This window comes from Pantoea latae (genome assembly GCF_002077695.1).
Classification (GTDB): Bacteria; Pseudomonadota; Gammaproteobacteria; order Enterobacterales; family Enterobacteriaceae; genus Pantoea; species Pantoea latae.
The window spans coordinates 57,312-76,783 of record NZ_MWUE01000007.1 but is presented as its reverse complement, the minus strand read 5'-3'; the positions used below and the strand labels follow the sequence as shown (position 1 = coordinate 76,783).

Sequence of the window (19,472 nt, the reverse complement as noted above, 5' to 3'; positions counted from 1 at the left end):
GCGCGTTCCGCCAGCCTCATCAGCCTGTGTTGTCAGGCGGATGTTCCGCGAAGGAGGGCCTGGGTGCGGCTGGAATGCTTGCTTGCAGAGAATGACTCTTTCACCGGCGCGCCTGCAGGAGACATCTGGTTTCCGCCGGCAATCCAGGAACATAAAAAATGCCTAAATTATCCCGTTTGTCATTAGCCATTCTGATTGAACTCGGCCTTGCCGCCACCAGCGTGCAGGCTGCCGACACCAGCACCTCTTCTACTTCGCACGACGACACGCTGGTGGTGAGCGCCGCGCAGCAGAACCTGCAGGCGCCGGGCGTCTCCACCATTACCGCGGACGAGATCAAAAAGCGTCCCCCTGCGCGCGACGTGTCGGAAATTATCCGCACCATGCCGGGCGTCAACCTGACCGGCAACTCCACCAGCGGCCAGCGCGGCAACAACCGTCAGATTGATATTCGCGGCATGGGGCCGGAGAACACCCTGATTCTGGTGGACGGCATGCCGGTCTCCAGCCGCAACTCGGTGCGTCTCGGCTGGCGCGGCGAGCGCGATACGCGCGGCGATACCAACTGGGTGCCGCCGGAGATGATCGAGCGCATCGACGTCATTCGCGGCCCGGCGGCGGTGCGCTACGGCAACGGCGCGGCAGGCGGCGTGGTGAATATCATCACCAAAAAATATGATGACCAGCAGTGGCACGGCTCGTGGAACGCCTACTACAACGTGCCGGAGCACAAAGACGAAGGAGCGACACGCCGCACCAACTTCAGCCTGGAAGGGCCGCTGGGCGACGACGTCAGCTTCCGCCTCTACGGCAACCTGGCGAAAACCCAGGCGGACGCCTACGACATCAATGAAGGTCACGCGGCGGAGCGCACCGGCAGCTACGCCGGCAGCTATCCGGCGGGCCGCGAAGGGGTGGTGAATAAAGACATCAACGCCATGCTGCGCTGGGCGTTCGCGCCGATGCAGGCGCTGGAGTTCCAGGCGGGCTACAGCCGCCAGGGCAACCTCTACTCCGGCGACACCCAGAACACCAACACCAGCGCGCTGGTGAAAAGCCTCTACGGCAAAGAGACCAACCGCCTCTATCGCCAGAATTTCGCCGTGAAGTGGACCGGCGCCTGGGACAACGGCATCAGCACCAATACCTATGCGCGCTATGAAAATACGCGCAACTCACGCATCAACGAAGGGCTGGCCGGCGGCACCGAAGGCATCTTCTCCAACAGCGGCTTCAATACCATCCAGCTGGACGACGTGCTGCTGCACAGCGAGATCAGCGTGCCGTTCGAACTGCTGGTGAGTCAGACCGCGACCTTCGGCACCGAGTGGAACCAGCAGCGCATGAAGGATCCCTCGTCGACCACGCAGGCCGCCTCGAACGGCTCGGTGCCGGGCATCTCCAGCTCTGGCCGCAGCCCCTATTCGCAGGCGGAAATCTTCTCGCTGTTCGCCGAAGACAATATGGAGCTGACCGACAGCACCATGCTGACGCCGAGCCTGCGCTTTGATCACCACTCTATCGTCGGCGATAACTGGAGCCCGTCGCTTAACCTCTCGCAGGGCTTAGGTGACGACTTCACGCTGAAGATGGGTATCGGCCGCGCCTATAAAGCGCCGAGCCTCTACCAGACCAACCCTAACTATCTGCTCTACAGCAACGGACAGGGCTGCGCTGCCAGCACCGGCGCCTGTTATCTGCAGGGCAATAAAGATCTGAAAGCGGAAAACAGCATCAATAAAGAGATTGGGCTGGAGTGGAAGCATGAAGGCTATCAGGCGGGTCTGACCTGGTTCCGCAACGACTATCGCAACAAGATCGAGGCGGGCTATGCGCCGTCCGGCAAAGCGTCAAACGGCACCACCGACATTTATAAGTGGGAGAACGTGCCGAAAGCGGTGGTGGAAGGGCTGGAAGGCACGGTGAATATTCCGGTGACGGAGAGCATCGCGTGGAACAACAACTTCACCTATATGCTGCAGAGCAAGAATAAAGAGACCGGCGATCGCCTGTCGATTATTCCCGACTATACGCTGAACTCCACGCTGAGCTGGCAAGCAACCCAGGATCTGTCGCTGCAAACCACGCTCACCTGGTACGGCAAGCAGGTGCCGAAGAAGTATGACTACAAAGGCAATGCGGTCACCGGCAGCGCCACCGAAGAGGTCAGCCCTTACTCGGTAGTCGGCATGAGCGGCACCTATGACGTGAATAAGTACGCCAGCGTGACGGTCGGCATCGACAACCTGTTCGATAAGCGCCACTTCCGTCAGGGCAACGCCCAGACCACCGGCAACGCCACCACCAATTCTTACCTGTATGGCGCGGGCGCGAATACCTACAACGAATCAGGCCGGACTTACTACGTCAGCCTGAACACGCAGTTCTAATCAGTTAAGCCGCAACGGCAGCACGCAGCGGGCGATAAGCCCGCTGCGATCGCTGCGATTGATGAGCTTCAGCTCGCCATAGTGCATCTGCAGGATGCGCAGCACGATATTCAGCCCCAGCCCGCTGCCGCCGTAGCGCTGATCGCGCCGGCGAAACGCTTTGGTTAGCTCCTCCGCCGCATCGGGATCGATGCCGGGTCCTTCGTCCATCACGCTCAGTATGATATTGCCGTCGCGCGCTTCCAGCGTAATGGTAATCTCGCTCTCCGCTGGGCTGTAGCGCGAGGCATTCTCCAGCAGATTGCGCAGCAGCAGACGCAGCAGCACCGGCTCGCCCTGGCTCGGCGCCACTTCTGACGCTGGCCAGCGCAGCCGCTGCTGGCGCTGATCGGCCAGCTCGCGCATTTCCGGCTGCAGCGGCTGCAGAATGTCCGCCTGCCAGTGAATCGGCTGCGCATGGCCGCTGGCTAACGCCTGGCTGGCGCGCGCCAGCATCAGCAGTTGTTCCACGGTGTGCATCAGCTGATCGATGCGCGCCACCAGCATCTCGCTGTGCGGCACCCCTTGCTGCTGCAGCAGTTCAAGATGCAGGCGCAGGCCGGCGAGGGGAGTGCGCAGCTCATGGGCAGCGTCTGCGGTGAAGAGCCGTTCCTGCTGTAAGGTATGATCGAGGCGCGCCAGCAGCTGGTTGATCGCGCCAGTGACCGCCACCACCTCTTCCATATCGGAGTGAATGGCGAGCGGCGTCAGGTTATCGGCGGAGCGCTGCGCCAGGCTGGTCTGCAGGGCGCGCAGCGGACGCACGATCCAGCTAATCGCCCAGAAGGAGAGCACCAGCGTCAGGCCGACCATCACCACAGAGGGCAGCAGCAGCGAGGCGATGGCTTCGCGGATCTCATTTTCGACGCGATCGTTGCGCGCCTTCGCCGAGAGGGTTTCGTTGACAAGGAAGCTGATCTGCTCGCGGCTTTCGTGCCACAGCCAGAAGGCGCTCATGATCTGACAGGTGAGCAGGATCAGCGCCAGCATAATCAGCAGGCGCTGACGCATGCTGTTCATTCGCGGTTCTCCAGCCGATAGCCGACGCCGCGCACGGTTTTGATACGATCTTTGCCCAGCTTGCGGCGCAGATTGTGGATATGCACCTCCAGCGTGTTGGAGCCGGTGTCGTCCTGCCAGCTGTAGAGATCCTGCTGCAGGGTTTCGCGGTGCACGTTCTGTCCGACGCGCATCAGCAGCCGCGTCAGCAGCGCGAACTCTTTGGGCGTCACGTCGAGCGGCTGGTTCTCCAGCAATACCTGCTGGGAAGAGAGATTGAGCGTCAAATCGCCCTGCTGCAGCAGATTATCGCTGCGGCCCTGATAGCGGCGGATCAGCGCGCGCACCCGCGCCTGCAGCTCCGCCAGCGCCAGCGGCTTGATCAAATAGTCGTCGGCGCCGGCGTCAAGCCCCTCAACGCGATCGTCAAGCGCGTCGCGCGCGGTGAGGATCAAGACCGGCAGATCGACGCCGGATCGCCGCCACTGACGCAGCAGATCGCTGCCGTCGCGATCCGGCAGGCCGAGATCCAGCACGATAAGGCTGTACTGCGCGCTGTGCAGCAGCGCATCCGCCTCGGCGGCGCTGGCGGCGCCGTCAACGGCGTAGCCCTGGCTGCTCAGCGCCTGCGTCAGGCCCGCCTGCAGCAATACATCATCCTCAACGATCAATATTTTCATGCGCTAGTTATTCTGGTAGATATCCCGATAGAGTCGGCTCTCGAAGCGCACCAGCGGAACGCGTCGCGTGCGCTGATCCTGCGGCGGCACCGCGTAGCCCGACAGGAACTGCACAAAGGCGACGCGCGCGCCGCTGGCGGTGGTGATAAAGCCGGCCAGGTTATAAACGCCCTGCAGCGAGCCGGTTTTCGCCGAGACTTTGCCGTCGACGCCCGCCTCATGCAGACCGCCGCGATAGAGCAGCGTGCCGTCATGGCCCGCCAGCGGCAGCATAGAGATATAGTCCAGCGTCGCGTCGTTCTTCGCGATGTACTGCAGCACCTGCATCATGGTGTCCGGCGCGATGAGATCGTGGCGCGACAGACCCGAACCATCCACCTGAATACTGTTGCCTAAATCCACGTTGGCTTTCTCGCGCAGGATGCGACGAATGGCGTCCGATCCGGCGCGGAAAGTGCCCGGCACGTTGAAGTAGTGGTGTCCGATGGTGCGGAATACCGTGTCGGCGATCATGTTGTCCGACTTTTTCAGCATAGTATGCAACAGAGAATGCAGCGGCGCGGATTGCGTCGAGGCCAGCACGGTGCCCGGCGAGGTCACCTGCGTCTGGCGCACCAGATGGCCGCTGTAGTCGATCTCGGCCTGGCGCAGCTCCTGCTTGAGGATCTCTCCCGCCCAGGCGGCGTCATCCTGCACGGCGAACGCCAGCGGCAGCGGCTCCGCGCGCTGGCGCATGCAGCCGGTGAGCGTGTAGCGGTTGAGTTCACCCGGCACCACGTCCAGCTCGCAGTATTGCCCTTCGCCGCTGTTGCGGCCGAGGGTGCGCACCTGGCTGAACATATGCGCGGGATAGTAGGAGGCGATGCGCACAAAGGCGGTGTCGCCCGGCGCACTGGCGCTGTAGAGCGAAACGGAAAAGCAGTTTTTATCGACGATGGCCGCGCCCGGCGGCGCGCTGAAGCACTGCGTCAGATCGTTCCACGGCCAGCCCGGCGCCATGTCATGGCTGGCGAACACCGAGGTGTCGATCACCAGGTTGCCTTTAATATGGGTGACGCCCTGTTTCTTCAGCGCGGCGACCATGTTGCGCAGATCCTGACGGCTCAGCGTCGGGTCGCCGGCGAAACGCGCCACCAGATCGCCGTTGAGCGTGCCGTCGCTGATGGCGCCTTTGGTTTCCAGCGTGGTCTGGAAGCGAAAGTCGCCGCCCAGCTCCAGCAGCGCCGCCAGCGCGGTGATGACCTTCATGGTGCTGGCGGGCAACGCCATCTGCTTACCGTGATAGTCGATTATCGGGGCGCTGGCGCCCACTTTCTGCACCATCAACGCCAGATTGGCACCATCTGGCAAATACTGCATGTATTCATCAACGGGCGCTGCTTGTGCCTGCAGCATAAACGCACAGGTTAGTCCGGTAACAAGTCGTGAAAATCGCATAATCTCGCGGTAACTGGCAGGTGAAGGCGTCAATACTACGTCCCGCAGCGGTAGAAAGTAAACGATGACCCACAGGGAACTCTGAGTTAAAATACGTATCAAAATGCAAAACCACTTTCTGGCCTGGAACCTTTTCCGGGTCAGGATTCTTTTATTTGCAAAACGAGGGTCAGGCCCTGCAGAACCGGTTTTTCTGTGGACACTGGTCAGGACGACGCCGTTAAAACAGGAAAGAGAGCGAGGAGCTTAAATGAATCAGATTCCGATGACGTTAAGGGGCGCCGAGAAGCTGCGCGAAGAGCTGAACGAACTGAAAACCGTGAAGCGCCCGCGCATCATCGCCTCAATCGCCGAAGCACGCGAGCACGGCGATTTGAAAGAGAATGCGGAGTATCACGCCGCGCGTGAAGAGCAGGGGTTTTGCGAAGGCCGTATCCAGGAGATCGAAGCCAAGCTTTCTAACGCGCAGGTTATCGACGTTACGGCGATGCCGAACACCGGCCGGGTAATTTTCGGCGCGACCGTGACCGTGCTGAACACCGAGACCGACGAAGAGTCGACCTATCGCATCGTGGGCGATGACGAAGCGGATTTTAAGCAAAATCTGATTTCGGTGAATTCGCCGATGGCGCGTGGCCTGGTGGGTAAAGAAGCAGATGATGTGACCATCATCAAAACCCCGGGCGGCGACGTCGAGTACGAAATTCTTAAAGTGGAATACCTTTAAGAGAGAGCTACGCTTTGAAAAGCGTTACAGCTTAATGTAAAGAATGGAAAAGGCCGCGATGCGGCCTTTTAACCCATGCGGGAGCATGGCACTTTCTTTGGCCGGTTGCCCGGCATGCGCGTTAGCGCGGCAGAGAAATCTTGCTCTCTTTAGAGGGGCGATACAGCACCAGCGTTTTACCGATCACCTGCACGTTGCTGGCTTTGGTTTCACGCACGATAGCCTCAACGATCAGCTGTTTAGTTTCACGATCTTCCGAGGCGACTTTCACCTTGATCAGTTCGTGATGTTCCAGTGCGGATTCGATTTCGGCCAGCACGCCTTCGGTCAGGCCGTTGCCGCCGATCATCACCACCGGTTTCAGTGGATGGGCGAGGCCTTTCAGGTGCTGTTTTTGTTTGGTACTTAGATTCATCGTATTTTTTGCTTACTCAGGGATTGAAAACGGTTCATTCTACCGCCATCTCGGGGTTATCACCAAATCAACGCAACCCATTGCGTGCAGGTTTATCGCTGCGATGACGATTTAGTTGAGAAAATTATGACGGGTAAAAAGCGTTCGGCCAGCTCCAGCCGCTGGTTACAGGAACACTTTAGCGATAAATATGTGCTTCAGGCACAGAAAAAAGGGTTGCGTTCGCGCGCCTGGTTTAAACTTGATGAAATACAACAGGGTGACAAGCTTTTCAAACCCGGTATGACCGTGGTAGATCTGGGGGCGGCACCGGGCGGCTGGTCACAATATGTGGTGCAGCAAATCGGCGCGTCGGGGCGCATTATCGCCTGCGACATTTTGCCTATGGATCCTATCGTCGGCGTCGATTTCCTTCAGGGCGATTTCCGTGAAGAATCGGTGATCAAAGCGCTGCTTGAACGCGTAGGCGATCAAAAAGTTCAGGTGGTCATGTCGGATATGGCGCCCAACATGAGCGGGACGCCGGCAGTGGATATTCCCCGTTCGATGTATTTGGTTGAACTGGCGCTCGAAATGTGTCGGGATATCCTGGCACCGGGCGGCAGTTTTGTAGTGAAAGTGTTTCAGGGAGATGGCTTCGATGAATACCTGCGGGAAATTCGCTCCCTGTTTACGAAAGTGAAAATTCGTAAGCCGGACGCTTCGCGATCACGTTCGCGCGAAGTGTACATTGTGGCGACAGGGCGCAAACTATAGCCCAATTGATGAAGTTGCAGCCCACCAGCCGCGATTCCATGTATGAAGGATATATAGTACCCTACGCTGTCTGTTAACACCGTTGTAATATGAGGTTAATCCCTTGAGTGACATGGCGAAAAACCTGATTCTCTGGTTAGTCATCGCGGTCGTGCTGATGTCAGTATTCCAGAGCTTTGGGCCCAGCGAGTCGAATGGCCGTAGGGTTGATTATTCAACCTTCCTGTCGGAAGTGAACCAGGATCAGGTCCGCGAGGCACGTATTAACGGGCGTGAGATTAACGTAATCAAGAAAGACAGTAATAAATACACGACCTACATTCCTGTCAATGATCCCAAGTTACTCGATAACCTGTTGACCAAAAACGTCAAAGTGGTTGGCGAACCGCCGGAAGAGCCGAGCCTGCTGGCTTCAATCTTCATCTCCTGGTTCCCAATGCTGCTGCTGATTGGCGTGTGGATCTTCTTTATGCGTCAGATGCAGGGCGGCGGCGGCAAAGGCGCGATGTCCTTTGGCAAGAGCAAGGCGCGCATGCTGACGGAAGATCAGATCAAAACCACCTTCGCTGACGTGGCAGGCTGCGACGAAGCGAAAGAGGAAGTGGGCGAGCTGGTCGAGTATCTGCGCGAACCGAGCCGTTTCCAGAAGCTGGGCGGTAAGATCCCGAAAGGCGTGCTGATGGTGGGCCCGCCAGGTACTGGTAAAACCCTGCTGGCGAAAGCCATCGCGGGCGAAGCCAAGGTGCCGTTCTTTACCATTTCCGGTTCTGACTTCGTTGAGATGTTTGTCGGCGTCGGCGCCTCTCGCGTGCGCGACATGTTCGAACAGGCGAAGAAAGCTGCGCCCTGCATCATCTTTATCGATGAGATCGACGCCGTCGGTCGTCAGCGCGGCGCCGGTTTGGGCGGCGGTCATGACGAACGTGAACAGACCCTGAACCAGATGCTGGTAGAGATGGACGGTTTCGAAGGCAATGAAGGCATTATCGTTATTGCCGCCACGAACCGCCCAGACGTTCTCGACCCGGCGCTGCTGCGTCCAGGCCGCTTTGACCGTCAGGTTGTGGTCGGTCTGCCGGACGTGCGTGGCCGTGAGCAGATCCTGAAAGTGCATATGCGCCGCGTGCCGCTGGCGACCGATATCGACGCAGGCATCATCGCGCGCGGTACGCCGGGCTTCTCCGGTGCGGATCTCGCTAACCTGGTGAACGAAGCGGCGCTGTTCGCCGCGCGCGGCAACAAGCGCGTGGTGTCGATGGTAGAGTTCGAGAAAGCGAAAGACAAAATCATGATGGGTGCGGAACGTCGCTCCATGGTGATGACGGAAGCGCAGAAAGAGTCGACTGCCTACCACGAAGCGGGCCACGCCATTATCGGTCGCCTGGTGCCGGAACACGATCCAGTGCACAAGGTAACGATTATTCCGCGCGGTCGCGCGCTGGGTGTGACCTTCTTCCTGCCGGAAGGGGATGCGATCAGCGCCAGCCGTCAGAAGCTGGAAAGCCAGATCTCGACGCTGTACGGTGGCCGTCTGGCGGAAGAGATTATCTACGGTGCGGAACACGTTTCCACCGGCGCCTCTAACGACATCAAAGTGGCCACTAACCTGGCGCGCAACATGGTGACGCAGTGGGGCTTCTCGGAAAAACTCGGTCCGTTGCTGTATGCGGAAGAAGAGGGCGAAGTGTTCCTCGGCCGTTCAGTGGCGAAAGCGAAACACATGTCCGACGAAACCGCGCGCATTATCGACCAGGAAGTGAAGCACCTGATCGACAGCAACTACCAGCGCGCCCGCCGTATTCTGGGCGAGAACATGGACATCCTTCACGCGATGAAAGACGCGCTGATGAAGTATGAAACCATCGACGCGCCGCAGATCGACGACCTGATGGCGCGCCGCGAAGTGCGTCCGCCGGCAGGCTGGGAAGATCCGGGCAGCAACTCCGACAGCAACGGCACGCCGAAGGCGCCGCGTCCTGTCGATGAGCCGCGCACCCCGAATCCTGGCAACACCATGTCAGAGCAGTTCGACAAATAACAGGGTTTTCACCCTTGCAAAAACCCCGGCTGGTCCGGGGTTTTTTACATCCGTAATCAGGTAATCAGAGGAGATTTTCCCCATGAAGTTGTACGCCCGTGATGCCCATCTCGATCTCTCGTTTCCCCATGTGATGGGTATTTTGAATGTCACGCCGGACTCCTTCTCCGATGGTGGAAAGCATAACTCGCTGGTAGAAGCGCTCACGCACACCAATGAGATGGTCAACGCAGGCGCCACCATTATCGACGTCGGCGGCGAGTCGACGCGTCCGGGCGCGGACGAGGTCAGCGTCGACGAAGAGCTGGCGCGCGTCATTCCGGTCGTCGAGGCGATTGCCCAGCGCTTTGAGGTGTGGATCTCCGTCGACACCTCAAAGGCAGAGGTGATCCGCGAGGCGGCGCGAGCGGGCGCTCACATCATTAACGATATTCGTTCGCTGTCGGAGCCTGGCGCCCTTGAAGCGGCGGCGGCGGTCGACCTGCCGGTTTGCCTGATGCATATGCAGGGCGAGCCGCGCACCATGCAGCAGGCGCCGGAGTATCAAAATGTGGTGAGCGAAGTGGACGCTTACTTCGTGGATCAGATTGCGCGCTGCGAGGCTGCCGGCATTAAAAAAGCGAATCTGCTGCTCGACCCTGGCTTCGGTTTCGGTAAGAATCTCAACCACAATTATGAGCTGCTGGCCCACCTGAGCCATTTTCACCATTTTGCGCTGCCGCTGCTGGTGGGCATGTCGCGTAAATCTATGATTGGTCAGCTGTTGAATGTCGGGCCGTCGCAGCGCCTGACCGGCAGCCTGACCTGCGCGGTGATCGCCGCCATGCAGGGCGCGCAGATCATTCGTGTACATGACGTTAAAGAGACGGTCGAGGCGATGCGCGTTGTCGAAGCGACACGGAGAGCAAAAGGATAATTAAGGCATGAGTAATCGTAAATATTTCGGTACAGATGGCATTCGCGGCAAGGTCGGCGAAGCGCCAATCACCCCTGACTTCGTACTGAAGCTGGGCTGGGCGGCGGGCAAGGTGCTGGCGCGCCACGGCTCCAGAAAGGTACTGATTGGCAAAGACACCCGTATCTCTGGTTATATGCTGGAGTCGGCGCTGGAAGCGGGCCTGGCGGCCGCAGGTCTCTCCGCCGCCTTTACCGGGCCAATGCCGACGCCGGCCATCGCCTATCTGACGCGCACTTTCCGCGCCGAAGCGGGCATCGTTATCTCCGCGTCGCACAACCCGTTTGACGACAACGGCATTAAATTTTTCTCCGCCGAGGGCACCAAGCTGCCGGACGAGGTAGAAGAGGCGATTGAGCTGGAGATGGAGAAGCCGCTGACCTGCGTCGAATCCGCCGAACTGGGCCGCGCCAGCCGCATCGTCGATGCCGCGGGCCGCTACATCGAGTTCTGCAAGGGCACCTTCCCGAGCGAGCTGAGCCTGAACGGCCTGAAAATCGTGGTCGACTGCGCCAACGGCGCCACCTATCACATCGCGCCTAACGTGCTGCGCGAACTGGGCGCCACCGTTATCGCTATCGCCACCCAGCCTGACGGCATGAATATCAACAAAGAGTGCGGCGCGACCGACCTGCGTATGCTGCAGCAGCGCGTGCTGGCGGAGAAGGCTGACCTGGGGCTGGCCTACGACGGCGACGGCGACCGTATCATGATGGTCGACCACCTCGGCGAGAAGGTCGACGGCGATCAGATCCTCTATATCATCGCGCGTGAAGGGCTGCGTCAGGGCCAGCTGCGCGGCGGCGTGGTCGGTACGCTGATGAGCAATATGGGTCTGGAGCTGGCGCTGAAGCAGCTCGGCATTCCATTTGCGCGCGCCAAAGTGGGCGACCGCTACGTGCTGGAGAAGATGCAGGAGAAGAAGTGGCGTCTCGGCGCGGAAAACTCCGGCCACGTTATCCTGCTGGATAAAACCACCACCGGCGACGGCATTGTGGCAAGTTTGCAAGTGCTCACTGCAATCGTGCGCAACCATATGAGCCTGCACGACCTGTGCAGCGGCATGAAGATGCTGCCGCAGGTGCTGGTCAACGTCCGCTTTAGCGGCGAAGGCGACCCGTTAGAAGACGACGCGGTGAAAAGCGTGACGGCGGAGGTGGAGAAAACCCTGGCGGGGCGCGGACGCGTGCTGCTGCGCAAATCGGGCACCGAGCCGCTGATCCGCGTGATGGTGGAAGGGGAAAACGAAGCCCAGGTAACCGAGCTGGCGCACCGTATTGCCGAGCAGGTGAAGGCGGTTTAAGACGCTGACGGCGGCGGTTTTTACGCCGATCCGCCGTTAAAATCATCATGATGGCGCTTTTTTCCGCAGTCAGCTGCGGCAAAGAAAATTACCCTTGCAGAGGGATGCGCCTTTGGTTAGTATTCACACCCGCTTCTGATGGGTGATGACGACACGGCCCATCTATACTGGCTGAAGCTTAACTGTGCGGTTATCGCGCAAGGAAACAGGTTGATTATGTACGAAGCTCTTTTAGTTGTTTTCCTTATTGTGGCCATCGCCCTCGTGGGTTTGATTATGCTGCAGCAAGGTAAAGGCGCTGATATGGGAGCCTCATTCGGTGCAGGCGCATCCGGCACGCTGTTCGGTTCTACGGGTTCAGGTAATTTCATGACTCGCATGACCGGCATTCTCGCCGCGCTGTTCTTCATCATCAGCCTGGTTCTGGGTAACCTGAACACCAATAAGACTTCAAAGGGAAGCGAGTGGGAAAATCTGTCTGCGCCGGCTCAGTCAACGACTCAGCCAGCACAACCGGCGGCGCCGGGTAACGATATCCCTAAATAAGTTCGTCATGCTTGCGACGCGACAGATTCAAGTCGCGGTCTGAACAGTGCCGAGGTGGTGGAATTGGTAGACACGCTACCTTGAGGTGGTAGTGCCCGATTGGGCTTACGGGTTCAAGTCCCGTCCTCGGTACCAAATCTGAGTTTTACTTGCAAAAATCGCAAGATCAGCGTAACATTCGTCACGTTTTCGGACGCGGGGTGGAGCAGCCTGGTAGCTCGTCGGGCTCATAACCCGAAGGTCGTCGGTTCAAATCCGGCCCCCGCAACCACTTTCCCTTAGAGTTCTTTTTCAAATATACTGTATGCATCGACGGGCGCATCGCAGCGAGTTTTGAAAAAAATTCTTCTGGACGGTGCCGAGCCGCATAGCGGCGTACAGGGTCCAGTCACAAAAAGCCCCGAATTTTCGGGGTTTTTTGTTATCAGGAAATCGCAACACTGGGCTATTAAGCCCTTTTTTTATGTCTTGGGGGTGGGCTTGTCCACATTAGAGCAAAAATTGACAGAGCTGGTATCGGCTCCGGTAGAAGCGCTCGGCTATGAACTGGTCGGTATTGAATTCGTTCGCGGTCGCACATCAACCCTGCGCATCTATATTGATAGTGAAGATGGCATCAATGTCGATGATTGCGCGGATGTCAGCCACCAGGTAAGCGCGGTGCTGGATGTGGAAGATCCCATCACCGTGGCTTACAACCTTGAAGTCTCCTCACCGGGACTGGATCGCCCGATGTTTACCGCAGAACACTACGTGCGGTATACCGGCGAAGAAGTCAGTCTGGTCCTGCGCATGGCGGTACAGAACCGCCGCAAGTGGCAGGGCATCATCAAGTCGGTTGACGGCGAGATGGTGACGGTGACCGTTGAGGGTAAAGATGAGGTGTTCGCGCTGAGCAATATTCAGAAAGCGAACCTGGTCCCCCACTTTTAAAAGTCCGGATTGAGGCTAACCAGGATGAACAAAGAGATCTTAGCTGTTGTAGAAGCCGTTTCTAACGAAAAAGCCCTGCCGCGTGAGAAAATCTTCGAAGCGCTGGAGAGCGCGCTGGCAACTGCAACCAAGAAGAAGTACGAGCAAGAGATTGACGTTCGCGTCAGCATCGACCGTAAAAGCGGCGACTTCGATACGTTCCGTCGTTGGGAAATCGTAGAAGAAGTGACGCAGCCGACGCGCGAGATCACGCTGGAAGCAGCCCGCTTCGAGGATGAAGCGTTCAATCTGGGCGACTACGTCGAGGATCAGATCGAATCGGTCACCTTTGACCGCATCACCACCCAGACCGCGAAACAGGTTATCGTCCAGAAAGTGCGCGAAGCTGAGCGCGCGATGGTGGTCGATCAGTTCCGCCAGCACGAAGGCGAAATCATCACCGGCGTGGTGAAGAAAGTAAACCGCGACAATATCACCCTGGATCTCGGCAGCAACGCCGAAGCGGTGATTTTGCGTGAAGATATGCTGCCGCGTGAGAATTTCCGCCCGGGCGACCGTATTCGCGGCGTGCTGTACGCCGTTCGTCCGGAAGCGCGCGGCGCGCAGCTGTTCGTGACTCGCTCGAAGCCGGAAATGCTGATCGAACTGTTCCGCATTGAGGTGCCGGAAATCGGCGAAGAAGTCATCGAGATTAAAGCGGCGGCTCGCGATCCGGGCTCACGCGCTAAAATCGCGGTGAAAACCAACGACAAACGCATCGATCCGGTCGGCGCCTGCGTCGGCATGCGCGGCGCGCGCGTGCAGGCCGTTTCCAGCGAGCTGGGCGGCGAGCGTATCGATATCGTGCTGTGGGACGACAACCCGGCGCAGTTTGTAATTAACGCCATGGCCCCGGCCGACGTGGCGTCGATTGTGGTTGACGAAGATAACCACACTATGGATATCGCTGTTGAAGCCGGCAATCTGGCTCAGGCGATCGGCCGTAACGGCCAAAACGTGCGTCTGGCTTCACAGCTGAGCGGCTGGGAGCTGAACGTGATGACCGTCGATGATCTGCAGGCGAAACACCAGGCCGAAGCGCATGCTGCTATCGATATGTTTACTAAACATCTCGACATCGACGAAGAGTTCGCCACCGTACTGGTGGAAGAGGGCTTCTCTTCGCTGGAAGAGCTGGCATACGTGCCGATCAACGAGCTGCTGGACGTTGATGGTCTGGACGAAGAGACCGTAGAAGCCCTGCGTGAACGAGCCAAAAATGCGTTAACCACCCTGGCGCTGGCGAAAGAAGAGAGCCGTGGTAATCAGGAGCCTGCTGAGGATCTTCTGAATCTCGACGGCCTGGATCGTACGCTGGCGTACCGCCTGGCGGCGAAAGGCGTTTGCACGCTGGAAGATCTCGCCGAGCAAGGTGTCGACGACCTGACGGATATTGAAGGGCTGAATGATGAGCAAGCCGGCGCGCTGATTATGGCCGCGCGAAATATCTGCTGGTTCGGCGATGACGCGTAATAACAGGAAGGAACAGCATGACAGATGTAACCGTAAAATCGCTGGCCGCAGAGATTCAGACCCCGGTCGATCGCCTGGTTCAGCAATTCGCTGACGCAGGGATCCGCAAGTCGGAGAACGACGCGGTCACGCAGCAAGAGAAAGAAACTTTACTGTCTCACCTCAATCGCGAGCATGGTCAGACCGGCTCAAGCAAGTTAACATTGCAGCGTAAGACACGCAGTACCTTGAATATCCCAGGCACCGGGGGTAAAAGTAAATCGGTGCAAATCGAAGTCCGCAAAAAGCGCACCTATGTAAAAGGTGATGCGGAAGCTGAACAGGCAGAAGCAGAAGCCCAGGCTCAGCGTGAAGCGGAAGAAAAGGCGCAACGCGAGGCGGAAGAACAAGCCCGTCGCGAAGCTGAAGAAAAAGCGCAACGTGATGCCGAAGAGAAAGCCAAGCGCGAAGCCGCTGAAAAGGCGAAGCGTGAAGCAGCGGAAAAAGAAAAAGTGACGAATCATCAAACCGACGATATGACCAAGGCTGCGCAGTCCGACAAAGCCCGTCGCGAAGCGGAAGCGGCTGAACTGAAGCGTAAAGCGGAAGAAGAAGCGCGCCGTAAGCTGGAAGAGGACGCTCGCCGCGTTGCTGAAGAAGCGCGCCGCCTGGCTGAAGAAAAATCGGCTGAATGGGAAAAACCTGAGGAAGAAGATAAGGGCGACTATCACGTCACCACTTCAACTCATGCCCGTCAGGCGGAAGACGAAAACGACCGTCAGGTAGAAGCGGGTCGCGCGCGTGCGCGCACCACCGCTAAAGCGGCGCGTCCGGCGAAAAAAGGCAACAAGCACTCTGAAGCCAAAACCGATCGTGAAGAAGCGCGCGCGCAGATTCGCGGCGGCAAAGGCGGCAAGCATCGTAAACCGAGCGCGCTGCAGCAGGGCTTCAACAAACCCGCTCAGGTGGTTAACCGCGACGTTATCATCGGCGAAACCATCACCGTAGCCGAACTGGCGAACAAAATGGCGGTGAAAGGTTCCCAGGTCATCAAAGCGATGATGAAGATGGGCGCGATGGCGACCATCAACCAGGTGATCGATCAGGAAACGGCTCAGCTGGTTGCGGAAGAGATGGGTCACAAAGTGATCCTGCGCCGCGAGAACGAGCTGGAAGAAGCGGTAATGAGCGATCGCGACACCGACGCTGCGCAGGAATCCCGCGCGCCGGTCGTGACCATCATGGGCCACGTCGACCACGGTAAAACCTCGCTGCTGGACTACATCCGTTCAACCAAAGTCGCCTCTGGCGAAGCGGGCGGCATTACCCAGCATATCGGTGCTTACCACGTTGAAACCGACAACGGCATGATCACCTTCCTGGATACCCCGGGCCACGCCGCGTTTACCGCGATGCGTGCGCGTGGTGCGCAGGCGACGGATATCGTTATCCTCGTGGTGGCGGCTGACGACGGCGTGATGCCGCAGACCATCGAAGCAATCCAGCATGCGAAAGCAGCGGGCGTGCCGGTGGTGGTTGCCGTCAACAAAATCGATAAGCCGGAAGCCGATCCGGATCGCGTGAAGAACGAACTGACCCAGTACGGCATCATTCCGGAAGAGTGGGGCGGCGAAAACATGTTCGTCAACGTCTCGGCGAAAGCCGGCACCGGCATCGACGATCTGCTGAACGCCATTCTGCTGCAGGCGGAAGTGCTGGAGCTGACCGCGATCCGTGAAGGCATGGCGAGCGGCGTGGTAATCGAATCCTTCCTGGATAAAGGTCGTGGTCCGGTCGCTACCGTGCTGGTGCGCGAAGGTACCCTGAACAAAGGCGACATCGTGCTGTGCGGCTTCGAATATGGCCGTGTGCGTGCGATGCGTGACGAACTGGGCCGTGAAGTGCTGGAAGCGGGTCCCTCTATTCCGGTGGAAATCCTTGGCCTCTCCGGCGTGCCGGCAGCGGGCGACGAAGCGACCGTGGTGCGTGACGAGAAGAAAGCGCGTGAAGTCGCACTCTATCGTCAGGGCAAGTTCCGCGAAGTGAAACTGGCGCGTCAGCAGAAGGCGAAGCTGGAGAACATGTTCGCCAACATGACCGAAGGCGAAGTCTCCGAGCTGAACATCGTGCTGAAGTCCGACGTCCAGGGCTCTGTGGAAGCGATCTCCGACTCGCTGCTGAAACTCTCCACCGACGAAGTGAAGGTGAAGATTATCGGTTCGGGCGTTGGTGGGATCACCGAAACCGACGCAACGCTGGCCGCGGCCTCCAACGCCATTATCCTCGGCTTCAACGTGCGTGCTGATGCCTCTGCGCGTCGCGTCATCGATGCTGAAAACGTTGACCTGCGTTACTACTCCGTCATCTATAATCTGATCGACGAAGTGAAAGCGGCGATGAGCGGTATGCTGGCGCCGGAGTTCAAACAGCAGATTATCGGTCTGGCGGAAGTGCGTGACGTGTTCAAGTCACCGAAGTTTGGCGCGATCGCGGGCTGTATGGTCACCGAAGGCAACATCAAACGTCACAACCCGATCCGCGTCCTGCGCGACAACGTGGTTATCTATGAAGGCGAGCTGGAATCTCTGCGTCGCTTCAAAGATGACGTCAACGAAGTGCGTAACGGCATGGAATGTGGTATCGGCGTGAAGAACTACAACGACGTTCGCGTTGGCGATATGATCGAAGTGTTCGAAGTGATTGAAGTTAAGCGCACCATCGAATAAGCATTACGCGATGTGTTGCAATTTGGGAGGCCGCTGGCCTCCCGAATTATTTTGGAGAGATGATTATGGCGAAAGAATTTGGCCGTCCACAGCGCGTGTCGCAGGAGCTGCAAAAAGAGATCGCCATCATTCTGCAGCGCGAGATTAAAGATCCGCGTCTCGGCATGATGGTGACGGTATCCGGCGTGGAAGTGTCGCGCGATCTCGCTTATGCCAAAGTATTTGTCACCTTCCTCAACGATAAAGATGAGGATGCGGTGAAAAACGGCCTGAAAGCGCTGAAAGAGGCGTCTGGCTATATTCGTATCCTGCTCGGCAAGGCGATGCGTCTGCGCATCGTGCCGGAGCTGACCTTCTTCTACGATAACTCGCTGATTGAAGGTATGCGCATGTCGAACCTGGTCTCTAATGTGATCCGGAACGATGTCGAGCGTCGCGGTGAAAACCCGGCGGAAGATGACAAGGAGGACTAATGAGTCGTCCTCGTCGTCGCGGTCGCGACGTCCACGGCGTGTTCCTGCTGGATAAACAGCAGGGCGCGTCGTCTAACGATGTGCTGCAAAAAGTAAAGCGCCTGTTCAACGCTAACAAGGCGGGCCATACCGGCGCGCTCGATCCGCTGGCGACCGGCATGCTGCCGATCTGCCTCGGCGAAGCCACCAAGTTTTCTCAGTACCTGCTCGACTCGGATAAACGCTATCGCGTCATCGCACGCCTCGGCGAGCGCACCGACACCTCCGACGCCGACGGCAATCTGATCGAGACCCGTCCGGTGACCTTTAGCCAGGCGGATCTGGATGCGGCGCTGGAGAGTTTCCGCGGCGAGACGATGCAGGTGCCGACCATGTTTTCGGCGCTGAAGTATCAGGGGCGCAAGCTCTATGAGTACGCGCGCGAAGGCATTACCGTGCCGCGCGACGCGCGTCCGATCACCGTGTTCGAGCTGCAGTTTATCCGCTGGGAAGGCAGTGAGCTGGAGCTGGAAATTCACGTTTCCAAAGGCACCTATATTCGCACCATCATCGACGATCTGGGCGAAAAGCTCGGCTGCGGCGCACACGTTATTATGCTGCGTCGTTTGCAGGTGGCGCGCTACCCGATTGAGAAGATGATGACGCTGGAGCAGCTGCAGGCGATAGCGGCAACGGTCAACGCGGCGGAGACGCCGGACTACGCGCCGCTTGACGCGCTGCTGCTGCCGATGGACAGCCCGGCGGAAGATTTTCCGCAGGTGAATATCTCTGCCGCTGCTGCCGCCTCGTTTAAGCAAGGCATGCCGGTTCAGGCTGCAGATGCGCCGCAAAGCGGGCTGGTGCGCGTCACCGAAGGCGATGCGCAGAAATTTATCGGCATGGCGGAAATCGCCGACGACGGACGCGTCGCGCCGCGTCGTCTGGTGGTGGAGTATCCCGCGTAACCTTAGCTTAACGTCCCATTTGCGTTGCCATCGGGCGAAGAGTAGAATAGCGCGGCTTTAAAGCGGGTAGCTGAATTAGAGATCGGCACCCATACATTCATTTATTACTGGAGTTTATTATGTCTCTAAGCGTAGAAGCTAAAGCAGAGATCGTTGCCAAATACGGTCGTGGCGCTAACGACAGCGGTTCAACTGAAGTTCAGGTTGCACTGCTGACTGCTCAGATTAACCACCTGCAGGGTCACTTCTCTGAGCACAAAAAAGACCACCACAGCCGTCGCGGTCTGCTGCGCATGGTATCCCAGCGTCGTAAGCTGCTGGACTACCTGAAGCGTAAAGACGTTGCTCGCTACACCAGCCTGATCGAAAGCCTGGGTCTGCGTCGCTAAGTCTGAAGAATCTGATCAAGGATGTAGCGCAGAGAGTTTGCGAAAAAACGCGTCTTGCGATCAGATTCGTGCGAGTTTCACGAAAAGGGGGCCTTTATGGCCCCTTTTTTCGAGCAATGCGCAGCAATCCGGACCAAACTCATGTATTGTTGCAGTGAGTGATCTTCGTTTGCAGAGGTTCGCGCGGCTAATGAGAGGCTTTACCGCAGATTCGGTTAAGGGTTGTCATTA

The 19,472-nt window shown here is 58.2% G+C and carries 17 protein-coding genes and 2 tRNA genes; 15 read left to right on the top strand and 4 right to left on the bottom strand.

Features of this window, described 5'->3' with window-relative positions; genetic code table 11:
* Positions 1–158 precede the first annotated feature (158 nt).
* A complete protein-coding gene (locus tag B2J69_RS04785; RefSeq protein WP_081136900.1) occupies positions 159–2,390 on the top strand; it encodes a TonB-dependent siderophore receptor in 2,232 nt (743 codons plus the stop codon).
* On the opposite strand, the gene pmrB is transcribed toward B2J69_RS04785, so the two are convergent.
* Genes pmrB through dacB form a run of 3 tightly spaced genes read right to left on the bottom strand, consistent with a single transcriptional unit; the run spans position 2,391 to position 5,545 of the window.
* Positions 2,391–3,449: a two-component system sensor histidine kinase PmrB gene (gene pmrB, locus B2J69_RS04780; protein ID WP_081136898.1), complete on the bottom strand. Its 1,059-nt coding sequence runs from the start codon at positions 3,447–3,449 to the stop codon at positions 2,391–2,393.
* Complete coding sequence (gene pmrA, locus B2J69_RS04775) at positions 3,446–4,108, bottom strand: two-component system response regulator PmrA (RefSeq protein ID WP_081136896.1); 663 nt, start codon at positions 4,106–4,108, stop codon at positions 3,446–3,448. The genes pmrB and pmrA overlap by 4 nt, the downstream gene beginning before the upstream one ends.
* 3 nt (positions 4,109–4,111) lie before the next feature.
* A complete protein-coding gene (gene dacB / locus B2J69_RS04770) occupies positions 4,112–5,545 on the bottom strand; it encodes a serine-type D-Ala-D-Ala carboxypeptidase (RefSeq protein WP_081136894.1) in 1,434 nt (477 codons plus the stop codon).
* Between the two features lie 250 nt (positions 5,546–5,795).
* Between dacB and greA the strand changes: the two genes are divergently transcribed.
* Positions 5,796–6,272: a transcription elongation factor GreA gene (gene greA / locus B2J69_RS04765; RefSeq protein WP_081136892.1), complete on the top strand. Its 477-nt coding sequence runs from the start codon at positions 5,796–5,798 to the stop codon at positions 6,270–6,272.
* Between the two features lie 121 nt (positions 6,273–6,393).
* Here greA and yhbY read toward each other — a convergent pair whose 3' ends face one another.
* The gene (gene yhbY, locus B2J69_RS04760) at positions 6,394–6,687 is read right to left on the bottom strand and encodes a ribosome assembly RNA-binding protein YhbY (RefSeq protein ID WP_081136890.1); all 294 of its coding nucleotides are present in this window, start codon (positions 6,685–6,687) and stop codon (positions 6,394–6,396) included.
* Positions 6,688–6,813: 126 nt separating this feature from the next.
* Here yhbY and rlmE point away from each other — a divergent pair, with 126 nt between their 5' ends.
* From rlmE to rpsO, 13 genes are all read left to right on the top strand, one after another.
* Positions 6,814–7,443, top strand: a complete 630-nt coding sequence (rlmE, locus tag B2J69_RS04755) for a 23S rRNA (uridine(2552)-2'-O)-methyltransferase RlmE (protein WP_081137164.1) — start codon at positions 6,814–6,816, stop codon at positions 7,441–7,443.
* A 112-nt stretch (positions 7,444–7,555) separates the two neighbouring features.
* Entirely contained in the window at positions 7,556–9,481 is a 1,926-nt protein-coding gene (gene ftsH / locus B2J69_RS04750; protein ID WP_081136888.1) for an ATP-dependent zinc metalloprotease FtsH, read from the top strand.
* Between the two features lie 82 nt (positions 9,482–9,563).
* Positions 9,564–10,397: a dihydropteroate synthase gene (gene folP / locus B2J69_RS04745; protein ID WP_081136887.1), complete on the top strand. Its 834-nt coding sequence runs from the start codon at positions 9,564–9,566 to the stop codon at positions 10,395–10,397.
* Between the two features lie 7 nt (positions 10,398–10,404).
* Entirely contained in the window at positions 10,405–11,739 is a 1,335-nt protein-coding gene (glmM, locus tag B2J69_RS04740; protein ID WP_081136886.1) for a phosphoglucosamine mutase, read from the top strand.
* Between the two features lie 216 nt (positions 11,740–11,955).
* Entirely contained in the window at positions 11,956–12,285 is a 330-nt protein-coding gene (gene secG, locus B2J69_RS04735; protein WP_081137162.1) for a preprotein translocase subunit SecG, read from the top strand.
* A 48-nt stretch (positions 12,286–12,333) separates the two neighbouring features.
* Positions 12,334–12,420, top strand: a tRNA-Leu gene (locus B2J69_RS04730).
* 59 nt (positions 12,421–12,479) lie between these two features.
* Positions 12,480–12,556: transfer RNA gene (locus tag B2J69_RS04725), tRNA-Met, on the top strand.
* Positions 12,557–12,765: 209 nt separating this feature from the next.
* A complete protein-coding gene (rimP, locus tag B2J69_RS04720) occupies positions 12,766–13,218 on the top strand; it encodes a ribosome maturation factor RimP (RefSeq protein WP_033749310.1) in 453 nt (150 codons plus the stop codon).
* Between the two features lie 24 nt (positions 13,219–13,242).
* Entirely contained in the window at positions 13,243–14,730 is a 1,488-nt protein-coding gene (gene nusA, locus B2J69_RS04715; RefSeq protein ID WP_081136885.1) for a transcription termination factor NusA, read from the top strand.
* A 17-nt stretch (positions 14,731–14,747) separates the two neighbouring features.
* Complete coding sequence (infB, locus tag B2J69_RS04710; protein ID WP_081136884.1) at positions 14,748–17,435, top strand: translation initiation factor IF-2; 2,688 nt, start codon at positions 14,748–14,750, stop codon at positions 17,433–17,435.
* A gap of 65 nt (positions 17,436–17,500) precedes the next feature.
* Positions 17,501–17,908 carry a 30S ribosome-binding factor RbfA gene (rbfA, locus tag B2J69_RS04705; RefSeq protein ID WP_081137160.1) on the top strand — a complete coding sequence of 136 codons (408 nt, stop codon included), beginning with the start codon at positions 17,501–17,503 and terminating at the stop codon, positions 17,906–17,908.
* Positions 17,908–18,852: a tRNA pseudouridine(55) synthase TruB gene (gene truB / locus B2J69_RS04700; protein WP_081136883.1), complete on the top strand. Its 945-nt coding sequence runs from the start codon at positions 17,908–17,910 to the stop codon at positions 18,850–18,852. Before rbfA ends, truB begins: the two co-directional genes overlap by 1 nt.
* Positions 18,853–18,971: 119 nt before the next feature.
* A complete protein-coding gene (gene rpsO / locus B2J69_RS04695; RefSeq protein WP_010615981.1) occupies positions 18,972–19,241 on the top strand; it encodes a 30S ribosomal protein S15 in 270 nt (89 codons plus the stop codon).
* Positions 19,242–19,472 lie beyond the last annotated feature (231 nt).

Coding starts and splice junctions, on each gene's coding strand:
- B2J69_RS04785 (WP_081136900.1), top strand. CDS start 159: ATGCCTAAATTATCCCGTTTGTCATTAGCCATTCTGATTGAACTCGGC.
- pmrB (WP_081136898.1), bottom strand. CDS start 3,449: ATGAACAGCATGCGTCAGCGCCTGCTGATTATGCTGGCGCTGATCCTG.
- pmrA (WP_081136896.1), bottom strand. CDS start 4,108: ATGAAAATATTGATCGTTGAGGATGATGTATTGCTGCAGGCGGGCCTG.
- dacB (WP_081136894.1), bottom strand. CDS start 5,545: ATGCGATTTTCACGACTTGTTACCGGACTAACCTGTGCGTTTATGCTG.
- greA (WP_081136892.1), top strand. CDS start 5,796: ATGAATCAGATTCCGATGACGTTAAGGGGCGCCGAGAAGCTGCGCGAA.
- yhbY (WP_081136890.1), bottom strand. CDS start 6,687: ATGAATCTAAGTACCAAACAAAAACAGCACCTGAAAGGCCTCGCCCAT.
- rlmE (WP_081137164.1), top strand. CDS start 6,814: ATGACGGGTAAAAAGCGTTCGGCCAGCTCCAGCCGCTGGTTACAGGAA.
- ftsH (WP_081136888.1), top strand. CDS start 7,556: ATGGCGAAAAACCTGATTCTCTGGTTAGTCATCGCGGTCGTGCTGATG.
- folP (WP_081136887.1), top strand. CDS start 9,564: ATGAAGTTGTACGCCCGTGATGCCCATCTCGATCTCTCGTTTCCCCAT.
- glmM (WP_081136886.1), top strand. CDS start 10,405: ATGAGTAATCGTAAATATTTCGGTACAGATGGCATTCGCGGCAAGGTC.
- secG (WP_081137162.1), top strand. CDS start 11,956: ATGTACGAAGCTCTTTTAGTTGTTTTCCTTATTGTGGCCATCGCCCTC.
- nusA (WP_081136885.1), top strand. CDS start 13,243: ATGAACAAAGAGATCTTAGCTGTTGTAGAAGCCGTTTCTAACGAAAAA.
- infB (WP_081136884.1), top strand. CDS start 14,748: ATGACAGATGTAACCGTAAAATCGCTGGCCGCAGAGATTCAGACCCCG.
- rbfA (WP_081137160.1), top strand. CDS start 17,501: ATGGCGAAAGAATTTGGCCGTCCACAGCGCGTGTCGCAGGAGCTGCAA.
- truB (WP_081136883.1), top strand. CDS start 17,908: ATGAGTCGTCCTCGTCGTCGCGGTCGCGACGTCCACGGCGTGTTCCTG.
- rpsO (WP_010615981.1), top strand. CDS start 18,972: ATGTCTCTAAGCGTAGAAGCTAAAGCAGAGATCGTTGCCAAATACGGT.